General features: G+C 68.4%; 15 protein-coding genes and 1 pseudogene. 11 read left to right on the top strand and 5 right to left on the bottom strand.

What is annotated here, in order from left to right; translation table 11 throughout:
• Positions 1 to 250: 250 nt before the first annotated feature.
• On the top strand, positions 251 to 457 hold the full coding sequence (locus DNK56_RS19900) for a cold-shock protein (RefSeq protein WP_003967346.1): 207 nt from the start codon (positions 251 to 253) through the stop codon (positions 455 to 457).
• Between the two features lie 331 nt (positions 458 to 788).
• A complete protein-coding gene (groL, locus tag DNK56_RS19905; protein WP_111336677.1) occupies positions 789 to 2,411 on the top strand; it encodes a chaperonin GroEL in 1,623 nt (540 codons plus the stop codon).
• Between the two features lie 98 nt (positions 2,412 to 2,509).
• Here the strand turns inward: groL and DNK56_RS19910 are convergent.
• Positions 2,510 to 2,875: pseudogene (locus DNK56_RS19910) on the bottom strand (TetR/AcrR family transcriptional regulator C-terminal domain-containing protein); the annotation flags it as partial.
• A gap of 62 nt (positions 2,876 to 2,937) precedes the next feature.
• Here DNK56_RS19910 and DNK56_RS36795 point away from each other — a divergent pair.
• The 4 genes from DNK56_RS36795 (at position 2,938) to DNK56_RS19930 (ending at position 5,865) form a co-directional block, all read left to right on the top strand.
• Positions 2,938 to 3,087, top strand: a complete 150-nt coding sequence (locus DNK56_RS36795) for a hypothetical protein (RefSeq protein ID WP_241990163.1) — start codon at positions 2,938 to 2,940, stop codon at positions 3,085 to 3,087.
• A gap of 101 nt (positions 3,088 to 3,188) precedes the next feature.
• The gene (locus tag DNK56_RS19920) at positions 3,189 to 4,388 is read left to right on the top strand and encodes a helix-turn-helix domain-containing protein (protein ID WP_111336679.1); all 1,200 of its coding nucleotides are present in this window, start codon (positions 3,189 to 3,191) and stop codon (positions 4,386 to 4,388) included.
• Between the two features lie 158 nt (positions 4,389 to 4,546).
• Positions 4,547 to 5,089 carry a hypothetical protein gene (locus tag DNK56_RS19925; protein ID WP_146610454.1) on the top strand — a complete coding sequence of 181 codons (543 nt, stop codon included), beginning with the start codon at positions 4,547 to 4,549 and terminating at the stop codon, positions 5,087 to 5,089.
• Between the two features lie 137 nt (positions 5,090 to 5,226).
• Positions 5,227 to 5,865 carry a maltokinase N-terminal cap-like domain-containing protein gene (locus DNK56_RS19930; RefSeq protein WP_111336683.1) on the top strand — a complete coding sequence of 213 codons (639 nt, stop codon included), beginning with the start codon at positions 5,227 to 5,229 and terminating at the stop codon, positions 5,863 to 5,865.
• An 18-nt stretch (positions 5,866 to 5,883) separates the two neighbouring features.
• Here DNK56_RS19930 and DNK56_RS19935 read toward each other — a convergent pair whose 3' ends face one another.
• Positions 5,884 to 6,300 (bottom strand): VOC family protein, encoded by a 417-nt coding sequence (locus DNK56_RS19935; RefSeq protein ID WP_111336685.1) that lies wholly within the window; start codon positions 6,298 to 6,300, stop codon positions 5,884 to 5,886.
• A 75-nt stretch (positions 6,301 to 6,375) separates the two neighbouring features.
• Between DNK56_RS19935 and DNK56_RS19940 the strand changes: the two genes are divergently transcribed.
• The 5 genes from DNK56_RS19940 to DNK56_RS19960 all read left to right on the top strand — a co-directional run bounded on the left by DNK56_RS19940 (position 6,376) and on the right by DNK56_RS19960 (position 11,992).
• The gene (locus DNK56_RS19940) at positions 6,376 to 7,005 is read left to right on the top strand and encodes a TetR/AcrR family transcriptional regulator (protein ID WP_111336687.1); all 630 of its coding nucleotides are present in this window, start codon (positions 6,376 to 6,378) and stop codon (positions 7,003 to 7,005) included.
• A gap of 112 nt (positions 7,006 to 7,117) precedes the next feature.
• Positions 7,118 to 7,705: a hypothetical protein gene (locus tag DNK56_RS19945; protein WP_146610453.1), complete on the top strand. Its 588-nt coding sequence runs from the start codon at positions 7,118 to 7,120 to the stop codon at positions 7,703 to 7,705.
• Positions 7,706 to 7,774: 69 nt separating this feature from the next.
• Complete coding sequence (locus tag DNK56_RS19950; RefSeq protein ID WP_111336691.1) at positions 7,775 to 8,212, top strand: HEAT repeat domain-containing protein; 438 nt, start codon at positions 7,775 to 7,777, stop codon at positions 8,210 to 8,212.
• A gap of 690 nt (positions 8,213 to 8,902) precedes the next feature.
• Entirely contained in the window at positions 8,903 to 10,264 is a 1,362-nt protein-coding gene (locus tag DNK56_RS19955) for an IS701 family transposase (protein ID WP_111330989.1), read from the top strand.
• A gap of 462 nt (positions 10,265 to 10,726) precedes the next feature.
• Positions 10,727 to 11,992 (top strand): ISL3 family transposase, encoded by a 1,266-nt coding sequence (locus DNK56_RS19960; protein ID WP_111336693.1) that lies wholly within the window; start codon positions 10,727 to 10,729, stop codon positions 11,990 to 11,992.
• Positions 11,993 to 12,086: 94 nt separating this feature from the next.
• On the opposite strand, the gene DNK56_RS19965 is transcribed toward DNK56_RS19960, so the two are convergent.
• From DNK56_RS19965 to DNK56_RS19975, 3 genes are all read right to left on the bottom strand, one after another.
• Positions 12,087 to 12,941 carry a hypothetical protein gene (locus tag DNK56_RS19965; RefSeq protein ID WP_111336695.1) on the bottom strand — a complete coding sequence of 285 codons (855 nt, stop codon included), beginning with the start codon at positions 12,939 to 12,941 and terminating at the stop codon, positions 12,087 to 12,089.
• 387 nt (positions 12,942 to 13,328) lie between these two features.
• Positions 13,329 to 14,777, bottom strand: coding sequence for an IS66 family transposase (gene tnpC, locus DNK56_RS19970; RefSeq protein ID WP_111336697.1), 1,449 nt, complete (start codon positions 14,775 to 14,777; stop codon positions 13,329 to 13,331).
• A 104-nt stretch (positions 14,778 to 14,881) separates the two neighbouring features.
• Positions 14,882 to 15,385, bottom strand: a complete 504-nt coding sequence (locus tag DNK56_RS19975) for an Imm1 family immunity protein (protein WP_111336699.1) — start codon at positions 15,383 to 15,385, stop codon at positions 14,882 to 14,884.
• Positions 15,386 to 15,469 lie beyond the last annotated feature (84 nt).

A 15,469-nucleotide genomic window follows, 5' to 3' on the forward strand; every position in this document is an offset into this window, starting at 1 on the left:
GCGTGTGCCGCCCGCATATGAGAATGCGCCGCCGCACGATCAGATGCAGCCAAAGTGCCTGAGCCTCTTGCGGCTTAAGTCACCTTTGCCTGGCCCGACTTGCCCCGCAATTTCGGCAATTCCTCATATTCGGGCGTTCGGTGCTGCGCAGAATTGTCGTCCGATTGACCTGTTGCAGAGGGCAGTTGGGCAGATACATTCAGCCGCGGTCGGCGCGTTCCGGCGCACACACGTAATAGGGGAGTTAGGCATGGCTCAGGGCACCGTCAAGTGGTTCAACGCGGAGAAGGGGTACGGCTTCATCGCGGTCGACGGTGGTGCGGATGTATTCGTCCACTACAGCGCGATCCAGATGGACGGCTACCGCACCCTCGAAGAAGGTCAGCGAGTCGAGTTCGAGATCTCGCAGGGCCAGAAGGGGCCGCAGGCGGACATGGTCAAGCTCGCCGTCGGCTGAGCCCGGCACGACACGTCGGCCACGACGCACGCACCTGTGAAGGGTCCGTACCGCGACGGTACGGACCCTTCGCGCGTGCCTGCGCGTGCCCGCGCGCGTGAGGGGTGGAGTGGGCGAGCTGTCCACACTCCGGCCGGAGGCGCTTGCACTCTCGGGGGTCGAGTGCTAATCATTGGGCTTAGCACTCTCCAGGTGAGAGTGACAGAATTTTGGACCGGGCCGGTGAGGCCCGCACGCCGGGCGGGGAAGGAACCGACCGGCACGCAGGCCGTCCGTCGCGGGCGCCACTCGGTCCGGAGCAATCCACCCCTGTCCGGGAGGACCACTTCACATGGCCAAGATCATCGCGTTCGACGAGGAGGCCCGGCGCGGTCTCGAGCGCGGCATGAACCAGCTCGCCGACGCCGTCAAGGTCACCCTTGGCCCCAAGGGTCGCAACGTCGTCCTCGAGAAGAAGTGGGGCGCCCCCACGATCACCAACGATGGTGTGTCCATCGCCAAGGAGATCGAGCTGGAGGACCCGTACGAGAAGATCGGTGCGGAGCTGGTCAAGGAGGTCGCCAAGAAGACGGACGACGTCGCCGGCGACGGTACGACCACCGCCACCGTTCTCGCCCAGGCGCTCGTCCGCGAGGGTCTGCGCAACGTGGCCGCGGGTGCGAACCCGATGGCTCTCAAGCGGGGCATCGAGAAGGCCGTCGAGGCCGTCTCCGCCGCCCTCCTGGAGCAGGCCAAGGACGTGGAGACCAAGGAGCAGATCGCTTCGACCGCCTCCATCTCCGCCGCCGACACCCAGATCGGCGAGCTGATCGCCGAGGCCATGGACAAGGTCGGCAAGGAAGGCGTCATCACCGTCGAGGAGTCCCAGACCTTCGGTCTGGAGCTGGAGCTCACCGAGGGTATGCGCTTCGACAAGGGCTACATCTCGGCGTACTTCGCCACCGACATGGAGCGCATGGAGTCGTCCCTGGACGACCCGTACATCCTGATCGTCAACTCCAAGGTCAGCAACGTGAAGGACCTCCTTCCGCTGCTGGAGAAGGTCATGCAGTCCGGCAAGCCGCTGCTGATCATCGCCGAGGACGTCGAGGGCGAGGCCCTGTCGACCCTGGTCGTCAACAAGATCCGCGGCACCTTCAAGTCCGTCGCCGTCAAGGCTCCGGGCTTCGGCGACCGCCGCAAGGCCATGCTCGGTGACATCGCCATCCTCACGGGCGGCACCGTCATCTCCGAGGAGGTCGGCCTCAAGCTGGAGAACGCCGGTCTCGACCTGCTCGGCCGCGCCCGCAAGGTCGTCATCACCAAGGACGAGACGACGATCGTCGACGGCGCCGGTGACAGCGACCAGGTCCAGGGCCGCGTCAACCAGATCCGTGCCGAGATCGAGAACTCCGACTCGGACTACGACCGCGAGAAGCTCCAGGAGCGTCTGGCGAAGCTGGCCGGCGGCGTGGCCGTCATCAAGGCCGGTGCCGCCACCGAGGTCGAGCTCAAGGAGCGCAAGCACCGCATCGAGGACGCGGTGCGCAACGCCAAGGCCGCCGTCGAGGAGGGCATCGTCGCCGGTGGTGGCGTGGCTCTGCTCCAGGCCTCGGCCGTCTTCGAGAAGCTGGAGCTGGAGGGTGACGAGGCGACCGGCGCCAACGCCGTGAAGCTCGCCCTGGAGGCCCCGCTCAAGCAGATCGCCGTCAACGGTGGTCTTGAGGGTGGCGTCGTCGTGGAGAAGGTCCGCAACCTGGCCGTCGGCCACGGTCTGAACGCCGCGACCGGCGAGTACGTCGACATGATCGCCGAGGGCATCCTCGACCCGGCGAAGGTCACGCGCTCCGCGCTGCAGAACGCCGCGTCGATCGCCGCGCTGTTCCTCACCACCGAGGCCGTCATCGCCGACAAGCCGGAGAAGGCCGCCGCGGCCGCTCCGGGCGGCATGCCGGGCGGTGACATGGACTTCTGATCCTGACGGATCGGGATTCCAGCAGTACCAAGACACCGGCCCCCGGGGACTCGTCCCCGGGGGCCGGTGTCGTCGTGCGTACGCACATGGGTACGGGCTCAGCCCGCGTCGAGGCCGTCCACCAGCCGGGTGAGGAACCGGTCGAACATGGCCTCCGCGGTGACCGGCCGCCCCGCCGTCGCCAGCGCCTCCGCCAGTTCCGGATGGCGGCCGTCCGCCGCCACCTCGGCCAGGTACAGCGCCTCGGCCGCCGCCCGCCCCGGCTCCCCGGCCGCCCGCGCCTGGCCGATCTCGTAGGACGCGTGGGCCGCCACGAACGAGGTGAGCTGGGCGAAGACCTCCAGCCGGGCCGCCCCGTCCAGCCCGCTGGGCCGCAGGGCGGCGAGCGCGTGTTCCAGGAAGTCCAGCGTGCGGGGCCCCAGGGTGCGGCGGGCCTGCACGGCGGCCGGCAGCCACCGGCTCCGACCCAGCCCGCCTCACCGTCCCCCTGGGCCACACCGCCCACGTCTTCGCCCCCGGCCACCGCATCCGCTGGCAGATCACCCCGGGCGCCCACCCCCGCTACGCCCCGAACCCCGGCACGGACGTCCCCCGCGCGGAGGCGACGGAGTTCGTCCCGATCCGCATCACGGTGCACGCGGACTCGGAACTGAACCTGCCGGTGGCGGGGGAGTGAACAGGACGCGCCGGACCTTCCTCTGTCAGTCCGGGCTGGTAGACATACGACTGGCCATCGTGAATCAGGTCAGTAAAATAGATTCAACTAGGAGGTGCTAAGTGGATCTCGTGCTTGTGGGGGAGCGGATCCGCCGCGAACGTGAGCGCGCTGGGCTGAACCAGCGTGAGCTCGCTGGGCGCGCCCAGCTCTCCCAACCCACTCTGACTCGTATCGAGACCGGCGCCCGCGCCCATGTGACGCTCGCCGAGCTGGACCGTCTCGCCGTCGCCCTGGACATTCCGGTACGACTGCTGACCAGCGGTGATCCCGTGCGCGAGAGGGTCCAGATCGCGGCGCGGACCAACGAGCTGTCGGCCGAGGCGCGCGAGAAGGCCCTTCGGCACACCCTCGAAGTGCTCGAACTGGACGCTCGTCTGGACAGGCTGGGGACGGATACGGCGCAGCAGCGAAAGCCGCAGGGGCGTCTGCCGGTCCCGGACGAGCGACTCTCCTGTGAACGGCAGGCCGCAGAGCTGGCCGCTCAGGTCCGGGTGGCTCTTCGCCTGGGCTGCGCGCCGATCGCCGATGTGGATGAACTGATCGAACAGCTCACGGGCGTGGACACGGCGGTATTGCGGCTCCCGAAGGGCGCCGAGGGCTTCACGGCCACGGACCCCGTTCGCGAGACGACACTCATCGCCGTTCGAGCGTGCGACGTTCCGGAACGTCAGCGGTTCAGTTTCGCGCACGAACTCGGCCATTGGCTGTGGAACGACGGTGCCCAGGTGCACGAGCTGAATGACGGCAGAACACCGGGCGAGAGACGATGCGATGCCTTTGCCCGGCATCTCCTGGCGCCGGACGAGGGCATCAGATCCTGGCTCGCGGCCGAGGGCTTCGCGGAAGGCGACCGTGTCGAGGAACGCTCCGCCGCACTTCTGGCGCGTCATTTCCGGGTCAGCTTTCCCGTCATTCTGATTCAGCTGGAAGAGATGGGGATCATCACGACTGCGCGGAAGGACGAGTTGTGGGGCCCGACGGGCGAGCAGCTGGCGCACCGCTATGGCTGGGGTCCGGCGTACGAGCAGGAGAAGGAGGCCGCCCAGGCGGTGCGCGCTCCTCGGCGCATCCTCGAACGTGCCGTCGACGCGTATCGGCAGGATCTCCTCGGTGTACGTGCCCTGGCGATGCTTGAGGGACGCAAGCCGGAAGATGCCGAGGCCAGGCTCACGGAAGCGGGTATCGTCCCCGACCCGCCGAGCCCCAGGCGAGCCGACCTTTCCCGATTGGTCGCCCGGGGGCTGGCGAAGGACGAGTAAAGTAGTCCGACCGGGGGATCTCGAAGGGTGGGGGCTTGCCCAGGAAGCACGTCGAAACGTCGAAGGAGACGGTTTCGCCGGATCAACGTGAACCGCTTTGCATTCTCGACGCGGTGATCTGTGTGCACTTCGTCGGTGCGAACGTCCACCGCTTGCTGGTGGGCGTTCTCCAAAAGGCGGATCTGACGCTGCTGGTGCCCCAGGAAGTGTGCGACGAGGTAGCCCGCAAGGACCGCAAGTATCCCGGTCTGGCGCTCAAGTGGGCGCGGCTGACGGGGAGTCCGTACGTCCGGGTTCTCCCCGCCCTTGAGGCCCGGACGGCTCCCGCCCGTGTCGTCGAAGTGTTCGAGGACGTACGGGGGCGGCAGATCGAGGAGGCATTGCGGGGGCCGAAGGATCTCGGGGAAGCGGTGGTGGTGGCCCATGGGGTGCACTACCGGGACCAGGGCCATGAAGTACTCGTCGCCATCGACGATCAGGGGGGTCAGGCCATCGCGAGCGCCCGCGACCTGGACGTCATCACCATCGAGGACGTGCTGGTGCTGGCCATCGAGTTCGGCCACTTCCCCACCGAGGGGGACCTGAAGAAGGTGTACCGGAAGCTCCGGGAGTTCGGCGACGGGCTTCCCTCGTACGGGCAGACGCCGTTGGCCATCTCCTACAAGGAGTGGCGAGGCCGGCAGCCGACGGACGACGCATAGCGTCGCCGGTGGCGGGGGAGTGAACGGTCCCGGCGGGTGTCGGAGGTCGTAGGGTCGGGGGGTCGGACGGGTTCGGCAACCGGGCCCGTACGGAAGGGAATCCGTCGTTCGTACGACCCATGGGAGAGGCTTCCGGTATGGCTGTCATCCACCGCACCACCCTGGCTCCGACCAAGCTCGAAATGCTCACCGCCTGGATGCCCACCCGCCCCTGGTACGTGGGACCCAGCCGGCCGAACCTCGTCAGGTCCGGCGGGTTCCGGCTGGACGATCCGCAGGGGGAGGTGGGCATGGAGCTGATGGTGGTCACCGACACCTCGGGCGACGAGCCGACCGCGTACTTCGTGCCGCTCACCTACCGGGGCGCCGCGCTCGGCGGGGCGGAGGACGCCTTCGTGGGCTACCCGACGCACGGCGTGCTGGGGAGGCGGTGGGTGTACGACGGCTGCCACGACCCGGTCCTGACGGCGCAGCTGCTCGCCCTCCTCGACGGCCGTGTCGAGGCGCAGGCCCAGAGCGTGAGCGACACCCCGGACCCGAGCATCGAACACGCCTCGGAGGCAGGGCCGTTCGACTCCGTCACCGCCTCGGCCGCCGACGGCCCGGACGGTACGGACCTCACCCTCACGGGTGGCGCCGTTCTCCACATCAACCGCGTCCTGCGCCCCGGCGCCCTGTCCCTCCCGGAAGGCGCGACGGGACACGTCTCGGGCCCGTGGCGCACCCCGGACGACGAGGAGGTCCGGGGGGTCTTCGCGGTGCTGCGCACGGCGTAGGCCCGAAGGGTTCGGCGGTCAGTCGGTGGCGTACTGGTCGCGGTACTCCTCCGTGGGGGCGATCGGCGTGATGACGTCGATCAGGACCCCGTTGGGGTCGGCCACGATGAAGTGCCGCTGGCCGAAGTCCTCGCTGCGCAGTTCGAGGACGGGGTGCAGTCCTTCGCCGGTGACGAGGCGGTCCCACTCCGCGTCCACGTCCTCCACCTCGAAGTTGAGCAGCAGGCCCTGCGCGGGGACGCGGTGTCCGGCGGGGACGGTGGGGTGGGTGTGGTCGAGGAGGGCGAGTTCGTAGCCGGGGGCCTCCGGGCGGCGCAGGCTGACGTACCAGTCGGCCTCGAAGGTCGTCTCGAACCCCAGGAGGCGGGTGTAGAAGGCGTGGGACTCTCGCAGCTTCGCTGTGCCGATCACGGGATAGAAGCCGGTCAGCTTCATGTCTGAACCCTTTCGCGTACCGTCAGTATGCGAAGAAGCTATTCACATACCTTCGGTATGTCAATGAGGAGTGCGATGCGACAGGACGGCATCCGGGCGCAGCAGCGGGAGCAGACCAGGCAGACGTTGCTGCGGGAGGGCCGGCGCCTGTTCTCGGCCGGTGGTTACGGTGCGGTGGGCCTGGCGGAGATCGTCGGGGCGGCCGGGGTGACCAAGGGGGCGCTGTATCACCACTTCACCGGCAAGGCGGAGCTGTTCCGTGCCGTTCTGGAGGAGATGCAGCAGGAAGTGGGGCGCCGGGTGGCCGCCGCGGCCGATGCCCATGACGATCCCTGGGATCAGTTGGTCGCCGGCTGCCAGGAGTTCCTCACGGTGACGACCGATCCGGACATCCAGCGCGTCATGCTGGTCGACGGGCCCGCCGCGCTGGGGTGGAGCGAGTGGCGGGCGATGGACGAGGCCGCCTCCGCCCGCCACCTCGCCGACGCGCTGTCCTCCCTCGTCGACGCGGGGATCATCGCCCCGCAGCCGGTCGCGCCCCTGGTCCATCTGCTGTCCGGCGCGATGAACGAGGCGGCCCTGTGGCTCGCTTCCTCCTCGTCCGGCCCCGAGGACCTGCCCCACACGCGAGCGGCACTCACGCGACTGCTGCAGGCGCTGCGCGCGGGTACGACGCCGGGGCGCGGAGGAGAGCGTGATAGGTAGACCGGCGGCCGGTGGGCCGTACTGGGTCTGGGCTCTGCGCGCGGTTGCTCTGGTGGTCCTCTGCCTGGGGTGCCTGAGCGCGATGTCCGCGGTGTGTCCGCGGGGCGTGGGGATGGACGAGTTCCGGGAGGACGTGCGGGGCGGGCGGGTGGACGTCGTGCACGTGGTCTACGTGTCCCCGGTGGAGGTCCAGGCGCGGTGGTCCGTGGGGCTGTTGGGGGACAGGGCGGTCACGTACCGCTTCGAGGAGCTGGGGGGTGGGGTCGAGGAGGAGTTCATCGCTCTGGCCCGGACGGAACTCGGCCCGGCGGGCGAGGGCGTTGCCTTCGACACGGTGGACCCGCTGGCCGGCCTCGGCGGCCTCTCCGTCCTGGTGCCCGTTCTGTACTGGCGGTTCATCGAGCCCGGCCTGCTCCAGTGGGCGGTGCTCGCGGTGTTCCTGGGCGTGCTCGTGGACGCGTGCTTCCGGAGCTCGCTGCGGAGTGTGAACGCCGGGTACTGGCTGGTGGCGTGCGTGCTCACGGGGTCGGGTGCGCAGGCATACCTCTGGTCGGAACCCGCCTCCCCACGGCACCTGGGCAACCCGGCGGCAGCTCCCCGCATCTCGGGACTCGGCGTGGCCGCGAGGACGCTGCTCTGGTCCGGAGCGACGCTGCTCGGCGGATGGGCGGTGCTACGGGGGCTGCCGTGGGGGCGTTGAGGTGCGGTGCTTGTACGGGTTGGGTCCCAGGTGGGGAAGGTTCGATACCCGGAATAGTGAGGTGCTGGCATGGGTGGGGACGGTTCGGTGGCGGCACGGGGTCTTGTTGAGGGGCATTCGGGCCTTTCTGCGGATTCTCGGGCTGCGGCGCTGCGTGTGTTCGTGCCCGGTGAGGGGGACGCTCCCGAGCTGACACCGTTCCTGCTGGGGGTGGCCGCCGACCCTGGTGAGGAGGATCTCGTGCGGATCGCGGCGATTCGGTTGCTGGAGATCGTGCATCGGTACGACGACGGGCTCGCCGCTGTCGCACGGGACGCACTGATCCGGCTGGCCGGGGAGGACGAGGACTGGGATGTGCGTAATGCCGCCGGCTGCGCGGTGTTCAGCCTGCCGGGGGCCGAACGCGAAGTCACCCGCATGCGCGCCCTGATCGCGGCGGAGGAAGACGACTTCGTACGGGAGAACATCGAAGCGGCCCTACGGCTGAGGTCATACAGGGGTCAATGAGCGTGGCCGGGCGGGCCGACTTCAGGGCCGGTGGAGTTCAGGCATGACGGCGCAGGACCGTGTATGCCGCAGCCCGAGGGTGGCAGCCGCATCGCCGTGCAGCGCAGATGGCGACCACCAAGTGAAACGCTGCCGACCCAGCCTTTCCGGCCTCACGGGTAGCCTTGTTCACCACATCAACCATGCCCTGCGCCCCGGCGCCCTGTCCCTCTCGGAGGGCGCGACGGGACATGTCTCGGGCTCGTGGCGCACGCCGGATGACGAGAAGGTCCGCAGGATCTTCGCGGTACTGCGTACGGCGTAACCCCAAGGGGCACGGGTCTCCGCATCCTGCGGGCACAACCCACATGGCGCGGCGGCCGGTCAAGGTTGCGATGATCTCGAAGTCTCCGTCGTAGTGCAGGATGCCCAACTGGTTCAACTCGGCCGTTGCAGCGATCAGTAGGGCGGGCAGGGGCAGGGGTCGACGGAAACCCGCGCCAAGGGCTTGGCGCTGGATCTCCAGTGCACGTGCGAACGCATCGTCCGTTATGTGCAGGTAGTCAAAGGCGCGGAGCCAGGTGCTGATCCGGGTCGCCTCCGCACTGTTACGGCAGCTGTAGATAGGTCTGTCGGTGCTCGTTGCTGCTGTTCAGCGGCTTGAGGGGGCGGGTGAGGGCATGAGGACGGCCGCCTTGATCATGACGTGGTGTGACGCAACATCAGAGCGAGACGGCCGCTTCGGCCACGGTAGACCACGAAGGCCACGACAGCGCGTTCAGGGGCCTGTTGGCCTCGGTGGCCGACTGCTTCGCCCGCTGTGAGACCCGGGAGACGTTCGCGCGGATGACCCGGGGCATGCTGATGGAGCTTGAGGACGTTAATTGCTGGAGCTTGTCCGAAGCGATCGGTGAGCGGGGCCCGCACCGCCTGCATCATCTGTTGTCCCGCGCGGTGTGGGACGAAGAAACGGTGCTGACGAGGACGGCGGCCTGGGCCGTGGGCCTGCTCGACGACGGCGACGGGATCCTGATCGCGGACGAGACGGGCGATGCGAAGTCCTCCACCGACGCGGTCGGCGCGGCCCGCCAGTACTCCGGCTCGGTCGGCGGCGTGGGCCTGTGCCAGGTCGCCGTGCACCTCACCTTCGCCACGACCGCCGGGCACTGCCTGATCAACCGGCGCCTGTACTTCACCCAGGAGTGGGCCGGTGACGAGGAACGCCGTGAACTGGCCGGCGTCCCCGACGAGCTGTGCTTCGCCACCAAGTCGCAACTCGCGGCGGACATGCTCCGCACCGCCGCCCAGCAGGGCATATCCGCCTCTTTCTTCCTGGGCGACGAGGTCTACGGCGGGCAGGAGCTGCGTACCGCCTGCCGCGAGCTTCACCTGGGCTACGTCGTGGGAGTGCGCTCCAACCACCACGTCACCACCCCAGCCGCGAAGCTGAGCGTGGCCAAGGCCGCCGCCCGGCTGCCGACACGGGCCTGGCAGCGCATGCGAACCGGGGCGGGACAGAAAGGCATCCGCGACTACGACTGGGCGATGATCGAAGTCACCGCCGACGACACCCCCGACGGGCACGACGACAAGGCGGGGACCTCGGTGCTGCTGGTCCGCCGGCACCGCTACACCCGCACCGTGTCCTACTACCGCTGCTACGCCCCCGGGCCGGTGACACTGGCGCGACTGGTGTCACTGGTGTGTCTCAGGTGGCGGGTGGAGGACGACTTCCAGGACGCGAAGGAGATCTGCCACCTCGACAAAGGCCAGGTCACCTGCTGGAACTCCTGGCACCGCTGGAGCGTGATCGCCCTGGTCGCCTACGCCTTCCTGGCCACCGCGGCCGCCCTGGAGCGCACCGCACAGGCCGACCGCGACGAACCCGGCGAGGCCGACCTCGTCCCCCTCAGCAGCCACGAACTCCACCGCCTGTTACGGGCCTTGACCCTTCCGCCGCCCCAGCGGGACCCCAACCACCTGCTGTGGTGGTCCACCTGGCGCCGCCGCCACCAACACCGCGCCCGCCTCTGCCACCGCCGCTGGCACGCGTACGCCGACACCGCACCATGATCAGAAGGCTCAGCGGCTATCTACAGCTGCCGTATCAGACCTGCTGGCGGCGCCTGGATCGCTGGCAACAGGCCGGGGCCTTCGCGCAGTTGCACCGCATCTTGCTCGCGAAACTGCACGCGGCCGGCGAACTCGACTGGTCTCGCGCGTGCGTGGATGGCTCCCACGTCCGCGCAAAAAAAAGGGGCTCTCCTGCCGTATGCGTGGGTGCCCTGACCAGGACTGATACGGGAAACACGCCGTCCCCTGCCATCCTTTGAGTTCTCTAAGGGCTGTCCCGTAATCCCCGGTGGATCAGCGCGCGGCGTCAGATGCGGTGCATCGCAAGGCGGAGGGGCGTTCGCATACTGGACGTATTCGGACGTTCCGACAACGCAGCGAGGTGCCGTAGCTGTCGTCGTGCGCCCGCCGGGGATTACGGGACAGCCCTTAGGCTCAAGTTGGATCAAGCAGGAAAACGGCGTGTCCCTCTTCAGGATATGGAAGCGGACCCTGACGGCCGAACACACGGTGGTCGAGGGCGTCCGGATCGATGAGAGTGAACAGTGTGTGGTGGTGTCGGTACGGTCTGATGCCCGACGTCGGCAGCGGTGCGGCCGGTGCGGACGGGCGGCGCCCTGGTTCGACGCGGGGCGGGGCCGGCGCCGGTGGCGGGACCTGGATCACGGCGTGATGCGGGTGTTCCTGGAGGCCGACGCGCCGCGGGTGGACTGCCGCGGGCACGGGGTGACGGTGGCGGCCGTGCCCTGGGCGAGGCACGGCGCCGGGCACACCTACGCCTTCGACCAGCAGACCGCCTGGCTGGCGGCCGAGTGCTCCAAGACCGCGACCGCGCGGTTGATGCGGGCCTCGTGGCGGACGGTCGGGGCGGTCGTGGAGCGGTTCGTGGCCGACCGGGACCGCACCGTGGACCGGCTGGCCGGCCTGCGGCGGATCGGGATCGACGAGATCAGCCACCGCAAGGGGCAGAAGTACATGACGGTCGTCGTCGACCACGACACCGGCCGGGTGGTGTGGATGGCCGACCGGCACGGCAAGGACGTCCTGAACACCTTCTTCGACGCCCTGGGCCCCGAACGCTCCGCGAAGCTCACCCACATCAGCGCCGACGGCGCCTCCTGGATCGCCGACACCCTGGCCCGACGCGCGCCGGACGCCGTCCGCGTGATGGATCCCTTCCATGTGGTGGCCTGGGCCACCGATGCCCTGGACACCGAGCGCCGCGCGAGCTGGAACCGGGCCCGCCGCCAGGCCGACGGCAAGGACACCGCCCGCGCTCTGAAGGGCTCCCGCTTCGCGCTGTGGAAGAACGAGGCGGACCTCACCGACCGGCAGGCCGCGAAACTCACCTGGATCGCCGCCACCGACCCCCGCCTGCACCGCGCCTGGCGCCTGAAGGAGGCTCTGCGGATGGTGTTCGCCCTGGCCAGGACCCGCCCCACGGCTGCCCTCAAGGCCCTGGACCGTTGGATCGGCTGGGCACGGCGCTGCCGCATCGACGCCTTCGTCGACCTCCAGCGCAGGATCACCCGCCACTACGAGGCGATCCGGGCCGCCCTGACCACCGGCATGTCCAACGGCCTCGTCGAATCCACCAACACAAAGACCCGTCTGATCATCCGCCGCGGCTTCGGCTTCCACACCGCCGACGCCATCATCGCCCTCGTCATGCTTACCCTCGCCGGCCCCCGCCCCACCCTCCCCGGACGCCAACCCGCCACAGAGTGACCCACGGAAGCGACAGGAGAGCCTGAATTTACGAAATGCGCCCGGCGTGCTCGGGCGTGCGGAAGCATATTCGAGCCCCGAGCCCCACGCCCCGTCAGCGGCCTGGGCGGTCGGCCTTGGGGATCAGGCCCGCTCGGGCGGCTCGGGCCTGAGCCCGGACCTTGTGCGGCGGGAGCGCGGGCGCGGCGGCCCGGGTTCGCGGCCTGGCGCCTCGGCAGGGGGCGCACTTGCCGCCCAACAGGGCCTCCGGCGGCCCCGGTACGCGGCATTCGCTGCACTCCAGTGTGCGCAGCACCGTCCGGGGCGCGGCCTCGCGCGCGGGCGGGAGCTTCGTGCGGAGACGGTTCGCGACGAACGCCGCCGGGTGGTGGATGCGGTCCGGGAGGCCCGTGGTGAGGGCGTTCAGGATCTCCGGGGGCGTCGCGCCCCGCCGCAGCCACTCGCTCATCGAGGGCTCCAGCGCCACGCAGTCCCGCTGCGCCAGCGACAGCGCGGGGGCGGTGCGTCCGAGCGCGGCAAGCAGGATGAACGCCCTTGAGCGCGTGGACCGTTCGGGCTCCGTGGGGGCGTCGCCCCGGGCGAAGGCCGTCCACCACGTGTGGTCCCGCGCGGTCCGCGAGAAGAACGTACGCGTCACCCACACGAGTTGTTCCCCGCTCGCCACGCAGTCGCTTCCCCGGCGCAAGTGCCCGGCTTCCTGAAGGCGGTTGAGGCTTGTGCGGACCGCGCACTGCCCGTACGGGAGGGTCTTCGCGAGCGTTTTCACGGAGATGTCGGCGCCGTCCGGCAGGGCGTCGATGTACGAGGCGATGGCCGCGTCACGCGGTACGAGGTGCGTGAAGTCGGCGCCGGTACGGGGGCGTTGGTCGGGTGCCGAACGCTTGCCGTAACCGGGGTTCGCCATCGGGTGGTCGGGCGAGGGGTCGCCACTAAACTGGCTGTCAGCCATCTGATCGTTTCCCTTTAGCTGTCGATTGAGGTGGTCAGGCCCCTGGCGGTGCGCAAACACCGGCAGGGGCCGTCTGTGTTCAAGTCCTTGCCGAAGCTAGAACGGGACTACGTTCCGTCGCAAGTCAATCGCCAGAAGTCACCCTTGCGGGTCACAAGGGTGGGCGGGTGGGTACAAGTCCCCCCAACCATTCCGCTGAAAGAGCGCTCGGAGCCCGAAACTTGAGCTTCGGGCCGACCTGCGTCAGGCGAGCTTGAGATCCGCGAGATGGCAGCCTCTGTCGGCTGCTGCTCCCGCCGCTGCGGCCGACAGGCACACAACCCTGTGAGAAGAACCCGCCAACCGGCGACAGGGGACCCCGTCACAGACGGTGACTGTTTAGGGGTTTCAGCTGGTTGCGGGCAGCGTCCAGGGCCGTCCGGCGAAGAGGTCGCGTAGGGCGGTCAGGGGGTTGAGTCCGTGTTTGCGTACGGTGGAGATGTACGAGCGGATCCGGGCGAAGCGTCTGGCGCCGGTCAGGGTCCGCCAGGATCCGGAGATCTTCTGTTGCACCTTGATCATTCGGAGGTCGCGCTCGGCGGCGTTGTTGTCGAACGGGATCGTGAAGTCGACCATGTACCGCTGGTACTCCTCGGTGCGGTCCCTGAGCCGACAGGCCAGGGCTCTGGCTTTGGAGCGGGGCCCGGTGCCGGGGTAGGGGTTGGCGGTGATGCCGCACAACGCCGCCTGGCGGTAGCGGTCTTGGAGGCCGGTAAGGGTGTCGACGGGCAGGGCGTCATGCCCGCCGGCCACAGCGTGGGCGACCGCGTCCTTGGCCTCCAGCAGTACGTCGATCATCGACTGGGCCCAGGCGGGATCGCGGCGGGTGTCCTCGGTTACCGCGATCAGTTCGCGCAGCACGTGCGCGCCGCACAGGGCCTGGGCATTGCCGTAGATGGTGTAGGAGGCCAGGGCGTCGGTGACCAGGGTGCCGGTGAAGGCGGGCAGCACGCCGAGGTCGTCCATCGCGTCCCGGCCGCGCTGGGTGTGGATGCCGTAGTAGGTGACCAGGTGGGTGCACATCACGTGCAGCCAGTGCAGCTTGCCCGCGACCCGGACCCCGGACTCGTCCGCGTGTGCGACAGGAGCCGCGGACAGGTGTTCCTTGAGCTGCTCCTCGAAGTCGGCCAGGTGCTCGTGGGCGCGGGCCGGCACGGACAGGACGGTGCCGGTGGAGACCGGCAGGGCGAACAGGTTCTCCATCGTCTCGGCCAGGCGCTTGGCCGGGAGATGCTGGTATGCCGACAGGTAGGCGATCGCGGCGCGGACCCCGGGCCCGTACACAGCCTGGCCTGTCACCTGGTCCGGAGCCGTCGCCGAGGTGGTGTGCCCACAGCCGCAGACGGCCTGATGCAGCCGGTGCTCGGTCACCTCGGGGCGGATCTCGGGCAGATCGAAGACCTGCCGGGCCCGATAGCCCGTGCTCACGGCCCCGGAAAGTTCGTCGCCGCAGCCGCCGCAGGCGGCCGGATGGTGATCGACTATCACGTGGGGGTCGGTGACCAGCTCCAGCCGGCCGCCCGGATCACCCTTGGCGCGGCTGGGCTTGCGTCCGGTGGCCCTCCGCAGCGACTTCGGTGCCGGCTTCTTCCGCAAGCCGTCGCTGGAAGACGGCTTGGACGAGTTGTGCGAGTCGGTGGCCAGCCGCCGCTTCAACTCCGTGATCTCGGCGTCCTGCTCAACAATCCGGGCTTCGAGCCGCTCGATCGTCGCGGCCTGGGCGGACACCACGAGCTTCAACTCCACGACCAGCGCGGCCAACTCCTCGTACGAGGGTGGCGGCGGGGGCGAAGTCACAAGATCAACCTACCGGAGCGCCGCGATCACTCCGCAGCGAGTCGCCGCAGGTCACGCACGGTCGTAAACAGTCACCCGCCGTCAGGATGGAATCAGCTCACTCTTCACACAGATTGTCCCAGTAGTTGCCAGGAGATGCATTCAGGTCGGTCACCCGTTCGCATCCGACAGAACTCCTCTACCCCTTTGCGAAGCTCCACCAACGGAATAGCTGCTCCGGGCTCGTAGTATCTGGGACCTCCAGGGTCTGCGATTAGCTCCGGATCGACTGGCGGAGGGGTTTCCCCCTTCGACGTCCAAACAAATCTACGCATATCACCTTCGGCAACGCCTTCGGGAATTCGACTCGTCCACCATCTCAAAGCACCGTAGCCAATCTTTGAATTTACTGATACGTAGAGGTAATTATTGGGCCACCTTTCGTTGGTCTCATCCGGGTAAACCCCGCCGACAATGCTGAAGTCAAATCTGTCAGGAACAACCTCAAATCCCTCTTCGGTCAAACTCCTTATGGTCGAACTATTTATTACCTGATCAATGACATCTGCAACTTCTTGATCCGAGCGAGCATACACTTCCCCACTCCCGGAACCACAGTAGATAATCATAAGATTATTTCCATCTCCCTTTGTTTTAGTTCAGTCTACCAGGGAAAGCGTAGTGCCTTGCGGTGCACTGCCCAACAAGTTGGG

Origin of the sequence: Streptomyces sp. AC1-42W (assembly GCF_003248355.1) — a bacterium.
GTDB lineage: Bacteria > Actinomycetota > Actinomycetes > Streptomycetales > Streptomycetaceae > Streptomyces.